General features: G+C 42.2%; 18 protein-coding genes. 16 read left to right on the top strand and 2 right to left on the bottom strand.

Annotated features, from left to right (window positions below):
- Positions 1-84: 84 nt before the first annotated feature.
- The 16 genes from KA713_16135 to KA713_16060 all read left to right on the top strand — a co-directional run bounded on the left by KA713_16135 (position 85) and on the right by KA713_16060 (position 14,940).
- Complete coding sequence (locus tag KA713_16135; protein UXE65977.1) at positions 85-1,011, top strand: SRPBCC family protein; 927 nt, start codon at positions 85-87, stop codon at positions 1,009-1,011.
- 365 nt (positions 1,012-1,376) lie between these two features.
- Complete coding sequence (locus KA713_16130; protein UXE65976.1) at positions 1,377-2,777, top strand: M20/M25/M40 family metallo-hydrolase; 1,401 nt, start codon at positions 1,377-1,379, stop codon at positions 2,775-2,777.
- A gap of 57 nt (positions 2,778-2,834) precedes the next feature.
- A complete protein-coding gene (locus KA713_16125; protein UXE65975.1) occupies positions 2,835-3,377 on the top strand; it encodes an RNA methyltransferase in 543 nt (180 codons plus the stop codon).
- 65 nt (positions 3,378-3,442) lie between these two features.
- Positions 3,443-3,916 (top strand): hypothetical protein, encoded by a 474-nt coding sequence (locus KA713_16120; protein UXE65974.1) that lies wholly within the window; start codon positions 3,443-3,445, stop codon positions 3,914-3,916.
- A 131-nt stretch (positions 3,917-4,047) separates the two neighbouring features.
- Positions 4,048-5,649 carry a GMC family oxidoreductase N-terminal domain-containing protein gene (locus tag KA713_16115; GenBank protein UXE65973.1) on the top strand — a complete coding sequence of 534 codons (1,602 nt, stop codon included), beginning with the start codon at positions 4,048-4,050 and terminating at the stop codon, positions 5,647-5,649.
- A gap of 47 nt (positions 5,650-5,696) precedes the next feature.
- Positions 5,697-7,184 (top strand): hypothetical protein, encoded by a 1,488-nt coding sequence (locus KA713_16110; protein ID UXE65972.1) that lies wholly within the window; start codon positions 5,697-5,699, stop codon positions 7,182-7,184.
- Between the two features lie 9 nt (positions 7,185-7,193).
- Entirely contained in the window at positions 7,194-7,886 is a 693-nt protein-coding gene (locus tag KA713_16105) for an ABC transporter ATP-binding protein (GenBank protein UXE65971.1), read from the top strand.
- Positions 7,887-8,059: 173 nt separating this feature from the next.
- Entirely contained in the window at positions 8,060-8,800 is a 741-nt protein-coding gene (locus KA713_16100; GenBank protein UXE65970.1) for a DUF2807 domain-containing protein, read from the top strand.
- A 117-nt stretch (positions 8,801-8,917) separates the two neighbouring features.
- A complete protein-coding gene (locus tag KA713_16095; protein ID UXE65969.1) occupies positions 8,918-9,493 on the top strand; it encodes an RNA polymerase sigma-70 factor in 576 nt (191 codons plus the stop codon).
- Positions 9,494-9,495: 2 nt separating this feature from the next.
- A complete protein-coding gene (locus KA713_16090) occupies positions 9,496-10,488 on the top strand; it encodes a FecR domain-containing protein (protein UXE65968.1) in 993 nt (330 codons plus the stop codon).
- Positions 10,489-10,608: 120 nt separating this feature from the next.
- A complete protein-coding gene (locus KA713_16085; GenBank protein UXE65967.1) occupies positions 10,609-12,414 on the top strand; it encodes a hypothetical protein in 1,806 nt (601 codons plus the stop codon).
- Between the two features lie 35 nt (positions 12,415-12,449).
- Positions 12,450-12,662, top strand: coding sequence for a type II toxin-antitoxin system HicB family antitoxin (locus tag KA713_16080; GenBank protein UXE65966.1), 213 nt, complete (start codon positions 12,450-12,452; stop codon positions 12,660-12,662).
- 5 nt (positions 12,663-12,667) lie between these two features.
- The gene (locus KA713_16075) at positions 12,668-12,856 is read left to right on the top strand and encodes a type II toxin-antitoxin system HicA family toxin (protein UXE65965.1); all 189 of its coding nucleotides are present in this window, start codon (positions 12,668-12,670) and stop codon (positions 12,854-12,856) included.
- Complete coding sequence (locus KA713_16070; GenBank protein UXE65964.1) at positions 12,856-13,620, top strand: type III pantothenate kinase; 765 nt, start codon at positions 12,856-12,858, stop codon at positions 13,618-13,620. Before KA713_16075 ends, KA713_16070 begins: the two co-directional genes overlap by 1 nt.
- Positions 13,621-13,708: 88 nt before the next feature.
- Positions 13,709-14,425, top strand: coding sequence for a PrsW family intramembrane metalloprotease (locus KA713_16065; GenBank protein UXE65963.1), 717 nt, complete (start codon positions 13,709-13,711; stop codon positions 14,423-14,425).
- Positions 14,426-14,496: 71 nt separating this feature from the next.
- A complete protein-coding gene (locus tag KA713_16060; GenBank protein ID UXE65962.1) occupies positions 14,497-14,940 on the top strand; it encodes a BLUF domain-containing protein in 444 nt (147 codons plus the stop codon).
- Positions 14,941-15,075: 135 nt separating this feature from the next.
- Here KA713_16060 and KA713_16055 read toward each other — a convergent pair whose 3' ends face one another.
- Together KA713_16055 and KA713_16050 are read right to left on the bottom strand one after the other, a co-directional pair.
- Positions 15,076-15,987 (bottom strand): sphingomyelin phosphodiesterase, encoded by a 912-nt coding sequence (locus KA713_16055; GenBank protein ID UXE65961.1) that lies wholly within the window; start codon positions 15,985-15,987, stop codon positions 15,076-15,078.
- Positions 15,988-16,063: 76 nt separating this feature from the next.
- A complete protein-coding gene (locus tag KA713_16050; protein UXE65960.1) occupies positions 16,064-16,729 on the bottom strand; it encodes a phosphatase PAP2 family protein in 666 nt (221 codons plus the stop codon).
- Positions 16,730-16,871 lie beyond the last annotated feature (142 nt).

Raw genomic sequence — 16,871 nt, 5'->3', positions numbered from 1 at the left:
CATTTGAGCTGGTGTGAAATTGATTCCAACGATTTTAGAATAATCCCTCCTTTTCTTACTTTCGTTACTTAAACCCCAATAGCCATGCCCGCCTTTCATGTTGCCAAATCCATCACTATTCAGGCTTCGCCTGAAAAAGTCTATTCTATCATCAGCGATTATCACCATTGGCCAGCTTGGTCTCCTTGGCTAATTACAGAGCCAGGTGTGAAGGTGGAAGTAAAAACGGGAGGCAAAGAATACAATTGGAACGGAAAACGTACGGGCAGCGGAGAAATGAAAGTGCTGAAAGAAAATGGCCCACATCGGTTAGATATGGTTGTTCATTTTTTAAAGCCGTGGAAATCCACTTCGCCCGTTTGGTTTGAGTTGAAGCAACAAGGACAAACTACCGAAGTAACGTGGAGTATGACGGGAAGTCTTCCCTTTTTTATGTTCTTTATGACGAAGATGATGACCGCCTACATTGGCTCGGATTACGATCGTGGCCTTCGTATGCTAAAAGATTATGTAGAGAACGGAGCCGTACCTTCCAAACTAGATTTTAAAGGCATCCATCAATATGATGGAAACAAATACATCGGAATCAAAACAACCTGCACGATGGATACACTGAATACCAAAATGGCAGATGATTTCGGTAAGCTCTCCACATGGGCAGCGAAGAATGCTAACCAAATGGCAGGCCCTGGTTTTTCAATCTATCACGTTTGGGATGTAGTAAAGAATAAAGTCGTTTACACATCGGCCTTTCCTGTGAAAGAAATTCCTACTTCATTGTCCGAAGGATTTATAAGTGGGACTATTCCCGCAGTTAAAGTAAATACCATTTCGCACACGGGACCGTACAAACATTTAGGCAATGCGTGGACAACGCAATACATGATGCAGCGCGGCAAGGAGTTTAAGCACCGCAAAGGAATTGATCCATTTGAAGTCTATATGAATATGCCGGGTCAGGTATCGGAAGAACAATTAGTTACAGAGATACATTTTCCAGTTGTTGAATAAGTTTTCCTTTTATTAATTTTTTACTGGCTACTCTGTGGCGAATGCCATAACTAAAGCTACCTGCTAGACAGAATACAGTTTTCATAATCTATAAAAAATTTTACCACAAGCAACCAAATACGGAATGTATGTTGCTGGTCATAAACCAATATCTGTGAGACTTAAAAATGCTACTTTATAAGGGAATTAAGTTTTTAACATGGACGCATTTTCTTATACGAATGTTTTCCCAATGCAGATAGTTTACGAATTGCTGATAGCTGGAAAAGATATTTTGTAAAAAGGTTTTGATTCGGCAATTGTTAATCAAGTATCAACTGTCCTTGCTATCTTGTGGGACAAATCATAGACCTAACCCAAAACCTATGCGCCTATTACTCTTTTTATCCTTCGCCTTTGCTTTCACACTTGCTCATGCCCAAACCAAACAACCCGATTGGGCCAAACTGCAAGAAGAAACCATGAAACATTTTCAGGCCATCTTGAGAATCAACTCGAGCGTGGCCACGGGCCATGAAGCCCCCGTGGTAGACTATTTAAAATCCGTTTTGGACAAAGAAGGCATTTCAAACAAAGTATTTTCCAACGACCCCAAGCACCCCAACTTGGTGGCGCGAATCAAAGGCAACGGAAAGAAAAAACCCATCCTCATCATGGCGCACACCGATGTGGTGAGTGTTGATTCCTCTAAGTGGATTCATCCCCCATTCTCGGCCACGCGCGAAGGTGGCTACGTGTACGGCCGTGGTGCCGTAGATGATAAAGACAATGTGGTGGCCGCCTTAATGGTGATGTTGCAATTAAAACGATTGAATATTCCATTGGATCGAGATGTGATTTTTTTGGCCGAGGCCGGAGAAGAATCAAACACCAAAGTGGGTATTGATTTTATGGTGAAGGAACATTGGGCCGATATTGAAGCAGAGTTTTGCTTTGCCGAGGGCGGTGGCGTTTCGCGCAAAGAAGGAAAAATTTTATACGCAGCCGTTTCTACCACCGAGAAAGTGCCGAATGGTGTGAAGTTGGTTGCCCGCGGAACAGCTGGTCATGGTTCGGTGCCGCTGCAAGACAATGCCATCGTTCATTTGTCGCAGGCCATTGCTAAAATTGCAGCCTGGCAAACACCCATGCGCTTGAACGAAACTACGAAAGCATTTTTCACACGACTTGCTTCGGTGAGTGCGCCAGCCGATGCTGCACGCTACATGGCGGTGGTGACGGGCAAGGATGCAGAAAAGGCGCAAGAGTATTTTGCCGCCAAAGAGCCACGGATGCATTCTACCCTTCGCACGTCCATCTCACCCAATATTTTTAAAGGTGGTTATCTAAGCAATGTAATCCCAAGTGAAGCCGAAGCTACTTTAGATGTTCGAGCTTTGCCGGATGAAGACATGCCAACATTGTTGGCCGAGATGAAACGCGTGATCAATGATTCGCAAATTGAAATTGTTCCCAACACTAGAAACTTGCGCCCGTCTGCCCGTCCTTCGCGGTTAGATTCAGAGGCATTTAAGGTAACCGAAAGCGCGGTCACCAAAATTTATAATACTGTTACCATTCCCACCATGCCAACAGGTGCAACCGATATGGCTTTCTTACGAGCGAAAGGCATTGAGTGTTATGGCATCGGCCCGATGACGGATGTCGAGGATGGGCCAAAAGGTTTTGCGGCTCACAGCGATCAAGAAAGGATTTTGGAAGAATCGTTACACAAGTTTGTGCAATTTAATTGGGAGTTGGTAGTTAATTTAGCAAAGGCGAATTGAAGCTAGGGTAGCAACGAATATAATGTGTATCGGAATGGTGGGTGATGATTGATTGAAATGAAAAAACTACAACTCGAAGAACTCGGCCGGATAACGGTTGATGAATTTAAAGAAGCAGCAAAAATACCCGTTTGTATTTTGTTGGATAATGTGCGAAGCTTGCACAATGTGGGTTCGGCTTTTCGCACAGCCGATTCGTTTCGAGTGGAGAAAATTTACTTGACCGGCATCACTGGCACGCCTCCGCACCGAGAAATACAAAAGACGGCATTGGGCGCCACGGAATCTGTCGCTTGGGAATATTTTGAGCATCCGGCAGAAGCGGTTAAAAAACTAAAAGAGCAGCACTATAAAATCGTAATTGTTGAGCAGACGACTGACAGCATTCCTCTACAAACATTTGCTTCACATCCCAATGAAAAATATTGCTTAGTTTTTGGCAACGAAGTGCATGGCGTGAGCGATGAGGTGATTGAACTAGGCGATTTAGCTTTGGAGATTCCACAAATCGGCACGAAGCATTCGCTTAACATTTCGGTATGCTTGGGAATCGTGGTGTGGGAGATGTTTAAGCGATTTGAAAATTTGAAAATTGGCTAACTTGAAAATCGGCATTTGGATTATGCTTTTCGAATCTTCAAATTGACGCATTTCCAAAGTGAGTCATGACATTTGCCAGCTTAGCAGAAATTAAGAAAGAGCTACAACAAACCGATCCGGACGTAATCCAATCGCTGTGTTTGCGGTTGGCCAAATACAAAAAGGAAAATAAAGAACTGCTCGGGTATTTGCTTTTTGAGTCGCAGGACGAGGCAAGTTATGTCCGCCAAATTAAAGAAGACATCGATTCGCAATTTGAAGAGTTGAAAGGCCGTAATCTGTACATCGTTAAAAAGATGCTTCGCAAAACGCTGCGCTTTGCCAATCGCCACATCAAATACTCCGACCGAGACGAAACCGATTTGGAATTGCGAATCTATTTCTGCGAAAAAGTAAAAGCTGCGAAAATTCCGATGGACAATAGCCCGGCACTTTTCAATTTATATCAAGGTCAACTAAAAAAGATCAATACGATTCTCGCCAAGTTGCCAGAAGATTTGCAGAGCGATTATGCGAATGCAATTGCTGCTCTTGAGTAGTATGTTGGCTAGATATAAACCACTAAGACACGAAGACACTAAGTTTCATCAAGATAACCTTGAGATTTCTATATGCCTTAGTTGCATTTTCATTTTCAAATCTTCAAATTGATACATTTTCAAATTAAATTATGACCTACGACTACATCGTTATCGGGGCTGGCTCAGCCGGGTGCATTTTGGCCAATCGACTGTCGGAAGACGAATCTAAAACAGTATTGTTGATTGAGGCGGGAGGCAAAGATTCTAAACCTGAAATTCATATTCCGCAAGCGTATTTAAAACTGCATCACAGCAATGTGGATTGGAATTGCTATTGGACGGAGCCACAAGCGCATCTCAACAACCGAAAAATCTATCACCCCCGAGGCAAAGTACTCGGTGGCTGCAGTTCTACCAACGCCATGGCCTACATTCGCGGCCAACGCGAAGACTATGACCACTGGAAAAGTTTGGGTAATGAAGGCTGGGGTTTTGATGAAGTGCTGCCCTACTTCAAAAAATCAGAGCACAACGAACAATTTGAGAATGAATTTCATGCCAAAGGCGGTTTGTTGAACGTAACACAAGCGCATTGGTACCACACACCGATGGGAGAAGCGTTCATCAAAGCCTGTGCGGAAAAGGGCATTCCAGAAAATGATGATGTAAACGGAGCAAGACAAGAAGGGGCCGGCTGGTTTCAGTACACGATGAAAAACAGCAAACGTTTTAGCGCGGCCAAAGCTTTTTTAGTGCCCGCACTCAAGAGAGCAAATTTATCGGTCATTACCGGAGCTTTGTGCAAACGAATTGTGCTGGAGGGCGAGCGTGCAAGCGGTGTAGAGTTTATGACGAGCCGAAGTGCCACCATGGTGGCGCGTGCGCGTAAAGAAGTAATTGTAAGTGCGGGTGCTTTTGAGTCGCCCAAGTTACTCATGCACTCGGGCATTGGCGCCAGCGATGAATTGAAAAGACAGGGCATTGATGTAAAAAAAGATTTGCCGGGTGTGGGCAAAAATCTGCAAGACCATATTTTCTTTCCTGTGAGCAGTCAATGCAACATCAAGTCGAACAATTATTACTTGCCGTGGTATCGGCAGGCGGCCGCCTTGATTGAATTCTTAGTTACCAAGAGCGGCCCCATGTCGATTGGGCCATTAGAAGCTGTTGCTTTTCTTAAATCATCAACCGAAAAAACGCGGCCCGATATTCAGTTTCAATTTACGCCCACCAACGCAGGAGATGATAAAGTAGCCAATATGTACGACATGAGCACGTTTTCAAAAACAGATGGCTATTCCATTTTTCCTGCTCAAGTGCGGCCCGATAGCAGGGGTTATGTGTCCTTGAATTCCGCAGATATATCCAAGCCACTCTTGATAAATCCAAATTACCTCGCTGAAGAAGAAGATAAAAAGGTGCAGGTGGCGGGTGGGAGAAAAGCGTTGGAAGTTTTAGAAGCAAATGCTTTTTCAAACATTCGCATCAAAACCCATTTGCCTAAACAGCGCGATTCAGATGAAGCGTGGTTGAATCACATCCGTGAAACAGCCGAGTGCATTTATCACCCTGTGGGCACCTGCAAAATGGGTACAGACGAAATGGCTGTGGTGGATCCTGAACTTCGTGTAAGGGGATTTTATAATTTGCGTGTGATTGATGCTTCGGTGATGCCCGTCATCAGCAGTGGAAATACGAATGCACCAACGATGATGATTGCGGAGAAGGGAGCGGAGATGATTAAGGCTTAACTTAATCTCCTAATTTTGCGTTTTATAAATTTGAATTTGCATTTTTCATGACCTACATCTTCCTCTCACACGCCTATAAAAAATTCACACACTCTTCTGCCTTTAGCAAAGATTTAGCAAAAGGTATTTTCATGGGCTTTTTGGCGCTCATGATTGTTGGCTATTCATTGGGCTTGGGCTTCGCCATGGATGGACTCATCACCGGCTATTTGAAACAGCCCGATAGTTTGCTCTTCGTTAACAAACTGTTGCTGTATTATTTTGTAGTAGAGTTTGTGATGCGCTACTTCATGCAAAATGTGCCCGCATTGGATGTTCAGCCTTACTTACACTTGCCCATCCATCGTTCTTCTATTGCGCATTATTTATTAACCAAGTCGCTGGTGCATGTTTTCAATAGTTCGGTGTTCTTGCTCTTTGCCCCTTTTACTTTCAAAGTAGTAGCGCCCCAGTGGGGCACCGGTTCGGCCATTTCGTGGCTGAGCTGTTTGGTGCTGTTAAGCCTTGCACTTCATTACTTGGTTATCTTCTACAAAAAGAAATTAGATGATAACATTTGGGGTATCTTACTATTCATGGGAGTATTTGGTTTGCTGGGTGGAGCTGATTATTACGGATGGTTTCAATTGTCAGATATTTCATTAGCCATTTTTCATCAACCAACCTTTATTTATATAACACTGATCATTTCATTTGGGCTTACAGTGGTTTTCTATTGGCTCGATTATCACGTGATGATTAACAGCATGTATGCCGATGACTGGAGTTCGGAAAAAGATAGTGCCACGGAATGGGGCAAGTACAGCGACTGGCAGTTTCTGCGAGGATTTGGTACGTATGGCGAGTGGATAAACCTGGAAATAAAGTTGATTTTGCGAAACAAACGCCCAAGAACATTTGTGATGATCAGTGCCCTGCTCTTGCTCTATGGCTTGGTGTTTTACCGCGATGGCGGTGCGGGTGAAAAGATGCCAGGTGTTGCATTGTTTGCTGGCATGTTCATTACAGGGGCATTTATGATTAACTATGGCCAGTTGCTTTTTAGTTGGCAAGGCGGTCACTTTGATTTTACACTTACGCGGCCACTTTCCATCCGCCAGTTCATTGAGTCTAAATATTGGATGCTCAGCGCTACCACCTTGGTGGCCTTTGTAGTAAGCTTGCCGTACGCTTATTTTGGTTGGCGGATTGTATTCACTCACTTGGCGATGATGCTCTTCAACATGGGTGTAAACATTTTCATCATCATGAACTTGGCCATGTGGGGACCCCAGAAAATTGATTTGAAAAAAGGCTCAACATTTAACTACGAGGGAATGGGTGCTGCCCAATGGGTAATGGCCATACCGCTTATGTTGGCTCCATTTATTTTTTATTTACCCTTTAAATTTATTTTCTCTACTCAAATTGGAATAATGGCAGTAGCCTTGGCGGGATTAATTGGCATTGCCTGCCGACCTTTTTTGATAACCCTGACAGCAAAAAGATTGGAACAAAAAAAATACGAAATAGCAGCGGGCTTCCGCAAAGAATAAACAATACGTATGATAGAAATACAAGCATTAAAAAAAGTTTACAAGAACACTACGGTGGTAGATGTTGAATCGCTAACCGTTGGCAACAACGAAAGCTTTGGATTGGTCGGCAATAATGGTGCGGGGAAAACAACGCTGTTTCGCATGATACTCGATTTGGTGAAAGCAACTTCGGGAAGCGTATCGATCGATGGAAAAAATGTGCAAGGCAATGATGAATGGAAAAAGCACGTTGGCTCTTTTTTAGATGAAGGATTTCTGATTCCCTACCTCACGCCCGATGAGTACTTTCGGTTTGTGGGCAACTTACACGGATATAGTGCCGCTGATTTGAAATCATTTCAAGAAAAGTTTGAAGTGTTGTTTCATGGTGAAATTACCGGGCAAAACAAATACATCGGTGATTTGTCGAAAGGGAATTTGAAAAAAGTAGGCATAGCCGCTTCCTTCATTGGCAATCCGCAGGTCATTATGCTCGATGAGCCGTTTGAAAACTTGGACCCGACTTCGCAAATCCGCCTGAAAGATTTGTTGCAAGCCGAAAGGAAGTTAAGGCAAGTAACCTACCTGATTTCCAGTCATGACCTGAACCACGTAACCGAAATCTGCGACCGCATTGTGCTGTTGGAAAAAGGGAGAGTAATCAAGGATCTCCGCGGCACCACCACCTTAACAGAGCTGGAAGAATATTTCAAGGCGTAATTAAAAACAATCGATATCGATTCAGTGTATTTATCTCTTCTTATTTCGGCAAGTGTAATCGGATTAAAAGCACCGATAAACACAACAGAATATCGTTCTGGCAAGAAAAAAAATCTTTTCTCAGAATAGGGGTAAGCATCTTCTGGGTTGTCATATCTCTAAAACCCAGAGATATGAAGACAATTAACCTTTTTCTTTGCTTAGCATTGACGTACATGCATGTACATGCACAAGAGTTCACTCGTTCATTGCCCTCCTTCGAGAAAATCACTATTTCGCCCAAAATCAATGTTGTATTGACCAAAGGCAACAAGGAAAGTGTGCGCGTTGTGTATGCACGGGTAGATCAAGATAAAATCCACGCCAGTGTTTCAGGCAAAACATTACAACTTTATTTAGAAGGTGCGCGCATTTTAGATAAGCGTGAATATGTAGATGGCGATGATTATCGCAGTAAGGTGAGTGTTTATCGCGATGCATTGGTAACGGCCTATGTTACCTACACCGATTTGCAAAAATTGGAAGTACGGGGCGAAGAAGAGATTACATGCACTAGCGTGATTGCGGGTGATGAATTTACACTGAAAGCCTACGGTCAATCTGAAATTACACTAGACAGTTTGAATGTGGGGGAGTTTCGGATGGTTCTGTACGGTGAAAACAAAATCAAGGTAAAGAGCGGACTTGCGCAGCGACAAACCTATCGGCTCTATGGCGAAAATAAAATTGATAACAGTGCTTTAAAGAGTGAAGACATTACCACTTCAATTTATGGTGAAGGCAGATTGAAATTGTTTGCTTCCAACCAAGTTTACATCACCGCTTTTGGCGAACCATTGATTGAAGTATGGGGCTCACCCGACATTCGAAAAGGATTGATGATTGGAAGGGCGAGTATTACACATAGTAAGTAATAGGCGCAAGCTATTCGGCATCCTACAGGTTGCTGCAAATCAAAAATTTAGTTAGGCACGACTTGAAAACAAAAAATAAACTAAACCGTACATTGCATTGTCATTTCAATTTGGCAGATGCAATCAGACGAAGAAAATTATAGAGCAATTAAAGAGGGCAACCAAATCGCTTTTGAAATGATTTTTAAAACCTACTATAAACCGTTATGTCATTATGCGCATTCTTTTCTGAATGACAAGAATGAAGCCGAAGAAGTGGTGCAGACAACGTTTATCAAAATCTGGGAAAAGAAAAATGAACTGAGTGTGCAGTCTTCTTTGAAGGCTTATTTGTACAGCATGGTGCGCAATGGCTGTCTCAACGTAATCAAGCACGAAAAAGTAAAACAGCTTCATGCGAAATGGCACGTGCAAGAAACGGAGCGTTCGCGTGACTTGGTGGAGGAAAAAGTATTGTCAAACGATTTGGAATCCAAAATCTATTTGGCCATGAAAGCATTGCCCGAGCAGTGTCGTTTGGTATTTCAGCTAAGCCGATTTGAAGAATTGAAATACCAAGAGATAGCCGACCAGTTGCAGATTTCGGTAAAGACGGTGGAGAACCAAATGGGCAAGGCACTGAAAATTATGCGCACGCAACTGAAAGAGTATTTGCCATTGTATATGCTTTTTCTAAATAACTTCATTCTGTAGAAATGCAAAACGAATACGATATCGATGTGTTGATTAGCAAAGTGTTGGCGAATGAAGCTACAAGTGCGGAAAAACAGCACGTGCATGATTGGATGAAGTTGAGCGAAGAAAACCAGCACTACTTCAATCAAGTAAAATTGATTTTCGAAAAATCAAATGCAAAAGAAATAAGCAATCAATTTGATGCCGATGCAGCTTGGTTGTTGGTAAAGACGAAATTGAGCGAGGCCAAACAGGAAACAAAAGAGCGAGGTCTATTGACTTTTGATTGGCGAATCGCTGCTGCCATTGCCGCAGTAGTGGGTGTTGCTTCTTTGTTTTATTTAGCGAACAATAGCGAACTCTCCACAATAAAAGTAACGGCCCACACTACCACCCAAAGCGATACATTGCCAGATGGCTCTACGGTTTTCCTTAACAAAAAAAGTGAGTTGAGCTTTTCCTTCAATGAAAAAAGTCAATCACGAAAAGTAACATTGAAAGGAGAAGCTTTCTTCTCGGTAAAGCATGAAGAAACAAAACCATTTATAATCGAAGCAGATGAAATTCTGGTGCGCGATATCGGTACCGAATTTAATTTAAAAGCCTATCCCGATAAAGACACCATCGAAATTGTGGTGACTCAGGGTGAGGTACAATTCTATACGTTGAAAAATACAGGATTAAATTTGAAAGCTGGCGAAAGTGCACGCTACTTAAAACATTTAAAAGAATTTCAGCGCATCGAAAAGCCAGATACCAATGTGCTGGCGTACAAAACCAAAGTTTTCAATTTCAACAATACTGAATTGCAATCGGTGGTGAAACTTCTGAACGAGATTTACAATACACACATCAAGCTGGCGCCTGGGTTGATGAAATGTCGCTTAACAGCCAGTTTTTATGAAGATAATCCGAACACAATAATCGAAGTAATTGCAGAAACGATGGGTCTAAGCATTAGTAGACAAGAGGATGAGGTTGTGTTAGAGGGAGAGGGTTGTAGTACGCATTGAAGAAGATAAGAAATAGTCGATAGGAAAATGATCTGAACAGGAATTTTAGCAGTCAGAATTTAGAATATGGCCTTGCCAAACACCCACGTCTCAAGCCTCAAACCTCGTTCCAATTTTAAATTGAAACTGATTGCCTTAGCATTCTTTGTCTTCGCTGTGGATTCCGCAAAAGCTCAATCCATTTTAGATAAGAAAATAACGATCAGTTTGATGGATGAAAAAATGCCAGAGGCGTTGAATAAAATCGGCAAAGCAGGAGGTTTTTATTTTTCGTACAATAGCTCCATCTTATCAGCCGAACAAACGGTGACCATTTATGCCTTTGACCGCACCGTGGCAGAAGTGCTGACCGAAATTTTTAAAGGCAACATCAGCTTTAAGGAAAAAGGAAAGTACATCATCCTAAAAAAAGTGGTGGTAGTAGCAAAGCCTTCGCAATATATTGTAAGTGGCTTTATTGAAGACGCCCAGACGCAAAATAAAATCGAGAATGCAAGTGTATACGATAAGCATTCTATCAGTTCGGTCATTACAGATGAAGTCGGCTATTTTCAATTGAAGCTCAGCAAACAAACCGACTCCGTTCGGTTTTCAGTAAGCAAAAAAAGTTATGTAGATACCCTCATCACCTTGTCAGCCCAAAATTATCAATCCTTAAAAATTGGATTGAAAAGCAAAATAATTGCCGCGCCAAGGTTGGTCGACTCTACCAAAAAAGTAGAGGAATCCATGACGATGCCATATGAATCGGAGCCGAATGTGCAGAATATCAGCGACACGCTTTATCGTGATATTCAAATCTCGCTGTTGCCTTTTGTGGGGAGTAACAATGGCCTTAGCGGGAATACCATCAATAATTATTCGATTAATATGTTGGGCGGTTATTCGCTAGGTACAAGACAAATTGAACTGGGGTTTTTCTTTAACATCGACCGAGGAGATGTGAGTTGGTTGCAAATTGGCGGGGTAGGAAACTTGGTAGGCCGAAATGTATATGGGGTGCAAGCTGCAGGTTTTGTAAACGTGAATGGTGGCGATGTTACGGCTTTGCAAATGGCTGGATTTGTTAATGGTAATCGTGGCGAACTGCACGGTGTGCAAGTGGCAGGTTTTGCCAACGCCAACTTAAAATCTATGCAAGGTGTGCAGGTGGCAGGGTTAAGTAATTTTGCTAGGGGCAAATCGGGCGGTGTGCAGATAGCAGGTGGTGCCAATGTGTTAGTGGGAAGATTCCAAGGAACGCAGATAGCAGGAGCAGTGAATGTGAATACCAAAAATATCTACGGAACACAAATTGCGGGTGTAAGCAACATCGGTATAAAAAGAGTGACGGGTTCACAAGTGGCCGGAGTATTTAATTATGGCAAAAATGTACGCGGAACACAAATTGGTTTGCTCAACTATGCCGATAGCTTAGGGGGTGTGCCCATTGGTCTCATCAGTTACGTCAATCATGGTTATCATAAATTAGAAATTTCAGCAGACGAAATATTTTATGGCAACTTAGCTTTTAGAACGGGGGCAAGGAAGTTCTACAACATTTTATTGGTTGGTATTCAGCCCAATCGTATCAGCAGCAATAACTACCTCTGGACATTCGGTTATGGATTAGGCACAGCACGGAAAATCTCACGGGGCATTCAACTGAACATTGATGCTACCGCACAGCATGTAACCAAAGCAGATTACACCAATTCACTAAGCTTGCTGAACAAAATTCACCTTGGACTTGATTTTAAACTAGCAAGAAAGTTTTGGATTTATGGTGGCCTAACGCTCAACGGATACCTTACGGAGATTTCCTCCACCGACAACCCTTCTCTTTTTAGTCAATACCAACCGTCTCTCCTATACAGCCAAGATTGGGACAGCCGCCACAACCTAAAAATGTGGTGGGGCGCGAAAGTGGCACTTCGGTTTTTGTAATTTTTTGCTACCTTTCAACTATAAGAAAGGTTGTTATGACAAGATATCTAATTATTTACGAGAAAGGCGCTGATGGATATAGTGCTTACGTTCCAGACTTACCTGGTTGTACCTCTGCTGGGGCTACCAAAAAAGAAGTGGAACAAAATATTGTTGAAGCTATCAGACTGCACATTGAAATGATGATAGAATCAGGGTACCCAATACCTGAAGCAAACTCAGAATCTGAAATGCTTGTGTTGGCTTAGCTTACATGAAGTATCAAGAAATAGTTAAGATTATTGAATCTGATGGATGGTTTCAAGTCCGACAGCGTGGAAGCCACCGCGCTTATAAGCATGCAACTAAAACCGGAATTGTGACAATTGCTTATCACCGGTTGTCAGATGAAGTTCCCAAAGGAACACTTAATAGCATATTAAAGCAAGCCTCGTTGAAATAATGCTCCTCGCAATCGACATTGGCAATAGCGACATTACCATCGGAATTTGGACTGATGAACATTGGAAACATCATTGGCGCATTCCTTCCAAGCCCGATCAGCCCGAATTATTTTACGGTGTAAAAATCCGCGATTTCTTTATTGAGTCTTCGTTGCAGGTAGAAGCGGTGAACAAAATTGTATTGAGCTCGGTGGTGCCTGCGCTAAATGAAAAGGTAAAGAATGTCATTCGAACTCTTTTCCAAAAAGAACCGATAGTTGTTGGGCCTAAAATTTACGAGCTACTTCCCATCCAAGTTTTAAACCCTTACGAAATTGGTTCCGATTTGGTGGCCAACGCCATGGGTGCTTATATCAAATTCAAACGAACATGCATTGTAGTTGATTTCGGCACTGCCCTAACTTTTACGACCATTTCAAAAGAAGGAAAAATTTTGGGCGTATCCATTGTGCCGGGATTAAGAACTGCTTTGAAAGCATTATCACAAAATGCGGCCAAACTATTTGATGTGCCGTTGGAGATTCCGAAATCTGCTTTGGGTACTAGCACTGTTACAGCCATTCAATCCGGAATCGTAATTGGCTATGAGGGCCTAGTGCGAAAAATGGTTTCTGCAATCCGTGAAGAGCTCAACGAAGATTGCCCCGCTATCGCTACCGGTGGCTTGTCGTTTGTGATTTCTCCCCTCAAAGATTTTTTTCATGAAATCGACCCTGATTTGACATTGGATGGGTTGAGGTTTATTGGGAAAAGTGTTTCCTAGCAAAATCCTGATTATCAAAATGTGGCCTCAGAAATTTTGGTCCGCTCCCTTTTGATTGAAATTTAATTGAATATCTCTACTTTCGTTTATGAACATTCTCTTCCTTCTTGCTTTTGCACTAGCTCCCGGAGCTGCTATTGGTTTATATATTTATCTAAAAGACAAGCACGAGCGTGAACCAATTGGACTGCTGGTCAAAAGTTTTTTTCTGGGGGTATTGAGTACCATCATCACCTTATTGATATCGTGGCCTGTGAATGAATTAATTTCCATTGACCCAAACAGTGTAGGTCAGCAAGCCATACATGCCTTTATTTTGGTAGCCTTAATAGAAGAGTTTAGCAAATTTATTTTTGTGCGGTGGGTGTTGTACCCGAATGCAAACTTCAACGAGCCATTCGATGGCATCGTATATGCCGTTACTGTAAGCCTTGGCTTTGCTGGATTTGAAAATATATTGTACGTGTGGAATGGAGGTTTTGAAGTTGCCCTTGTGCGCATGTTTACTGCGGTGCCAGCTCACGCCACGTTTGGGGCATTGATGGGCTACTTTTTAGGGATTGCAAAATTCCAACACAAGAAAGAGCACTACTCGTTTTATGCTTTGGCAGTAGCCACCCTTTTTCATGGGGCATACGATTATTTTTGGTTTATCTCGTATGTGCCTGGCATTTGGGTGGGCGCCATCGCTTCGCTCATCACGGGCATTATACTTTCCAAGAGCGCCATCCGCATTCATCAACAAAATTCACCCTTCATCGACAGGCATCAATCGCTTGAAAAAAACGATGAATTGGCTCATTGACAATTTAAACTCTATTTTGTTTAACTTTAGGTTAAATTAACCAAGATAAATAAAACAAACAACGGATTTTAATGTACCATCTCGTTTATACAAGCTACGCAATACCACCTTTTGATGAAGCCAGTTTAGTCGGATTGCTAAATCAGGCCAGAAATCATAATAAAAAAGAAGAGATTACCGGCATGCTCTTATACGTAAACGGCAAGTTTATCCAAGTGCTGGAGGGCGATCAAAAGAAAGTAAAGCAACTCTATCATAGAATTGAAAATGATGAGCGGCACAAGCGAGTGACTTTGCTTCTAGAGGGGGAATCGGCCAACCGAATTTTCGACAGATGGTCGATGGGCTTTAAAAGTTTGTCGGAGAATGATTTTAAAAACCTAAGTGGGTTTCATGACACAGAAGCATTTTTTATCCAACAAAATTTAACCGAAGACAGCAATTTGGTAATGGTATTCTTGCAGCTATTCTACAAAAAGAATTTTGTCGACTTTCCCGAACTAGTTGAAAATTAGCCTCGCACATCGAGAAAGAAATTACTAAAAGGCAAATCGTTTGGTCTGATCGAAGCTGGTAGCCTTGGCGTTTCTGTTTAGAAACAGGATCCGATTTCTTGATAAGTATTGCTCTAAAAAGGATTTCTGTTTGTTCTATTGCTTAAGGCTTGTTATAAAAAGTGGTAAAGCAAACTGCACTTCTGCCTCCAAAGCATAATGGTCTGATAGGTCAGCATGTTTAGAATTCCAATGCTGTTTGAGAATTCGTACTTGCCGGGAAGTAGAAAGGAATTGACTGTTTGCATCGTAAATCAAGATGTAGTCAATCAAATCCTTGCGAGTCCCCTTTTCTACTTGTAAATCATTGTTCACTCGATCGTATGTATATTTTTGTTCGCCTGCCAACTCGCCATCGTTGGCATGAAGTGCCTGTAACATAAAATTGTATTCTTCTTCGCGCTCGCGATTGATGTTGAAATCGCCACAAATGATTTGGGGCACACCATCCTTTTGAAAGGGCTTCAACAGTCTATTGTAAAATTCCACACACTGACTTTGCCGAATCCATGCCTGACCGGAATTTTGCAAGTGCGTAGCCGCCACTTGAATCGGCACTTCGTTAACCAAAATTTCGGCAATCAAACCACCCTTCCGTGAAAGCGCATCTACACCAGAGCGGTTTTTAAAAACAATCGAATGGGTATTTACAATTGGATGTTTGCTAAATATCCACAAGCCACTATTGGTTCGGTACGAAATCAGTTTTTGATTGGCGGGCCCGGCTTGGTACGGAAAACTTTCTTTGAGTTGATCGAAAATTTTTTTTCGGGCTTTGCGCTGAAACGCCTCCTGGAAAACAATCACATCATAATCACTTTCTTTCAGCACTTTTCCGATAGAAGATGCGCGTTCTTTTTTTCCTTGGGCTTTCACAATGCTGGGAAGCATGTAAATGTTCCACGAAAGGATTTTGATTTTTTCTGGCGGTGAGGGAGATGTTACCGACTGTGCAAAGCCGAGTTGGGCGGAGAAAACACTGATGAATACAATCAGTTGAATTTTCATTTTCACCGCAAATATCAACCGTTACTATTACTTTAACGTGAAGTGATGGTTACGATTCTATAAAGAAAGGTTCTTCTCAGATTGTCACCCGCAACGATAGGTCACGATTGATTTTAATAAATCGATCCATCCAGGTGGGCAACTTGGCCGTCTCAAAATAGCTCCATACGAAGTATGTAAACAATACGCCAATCATTGCGCCCCACGCTACATCGATAAGGAAATGTTGTAGCAAATAAATACGTGAATAGCCCACAGACAGGGCTATCAATAGAAACCCAACGGTAGCCCATCGTTTTTTGATAAGTAAGGAAAGTAAGAACGCAAAGCAAAATATAGTTGCCGTATGCCCCGATGGGAAAGAAAAGAAACTATGAACATCTACATCGGGCACAAAATAGAGTAAACTATTATCAAGCAGTGCCGCTGGTCGCTTGACGGGACCAAAAACACCGCGTTTTAAAATAGCACACACCACGCCATGGCCAATCCATACTAGCACGGTGAGTACTGCATATCGAAATCGAACAAAGAGTAAAACAATAAGCAGCGGCAAAAACAAAAAACCAGCACCCAGCTGCGTAACAAACACCATGAAGCGATCGAGAAAAGGAGTATGGTTATGATTTATCCAAAGCACATCTTCCCCTTTAGCAATCAAAATAGAACAAACTACCAGCAAAATGGCAGCCACTAGGTAAGCAGCGCAGGTGAAACGCGAATATTCGCAGGTCAACTTCATATCGGTACAACATTATCATTCAAAAATTACCCAATCATCAACTCAAGTTGAAATAAAATTCACCGAATCATTATCAACCTTAGCAAAGCAAACATTTCGTTCATATCGGCTTAATGTTTTCACAACATTCCGTTCATCATGA

It is taken from the genome of Chryseotalea sp. WA131a (genome assembly GCA_025370075.1).
In the GTDB taxonomy this organism is placed as follows: domain Bacteria; phylum Bacteroidota; class Bacteroidia; order Cytophagales; family Cyclobacteriaceae; genus ELB16-189.
The sequence above is the reverse complement of the archived record's forward strand: the minus strand, read 5'-3'. Positions and strand labels throughout refer to the sequence as shown.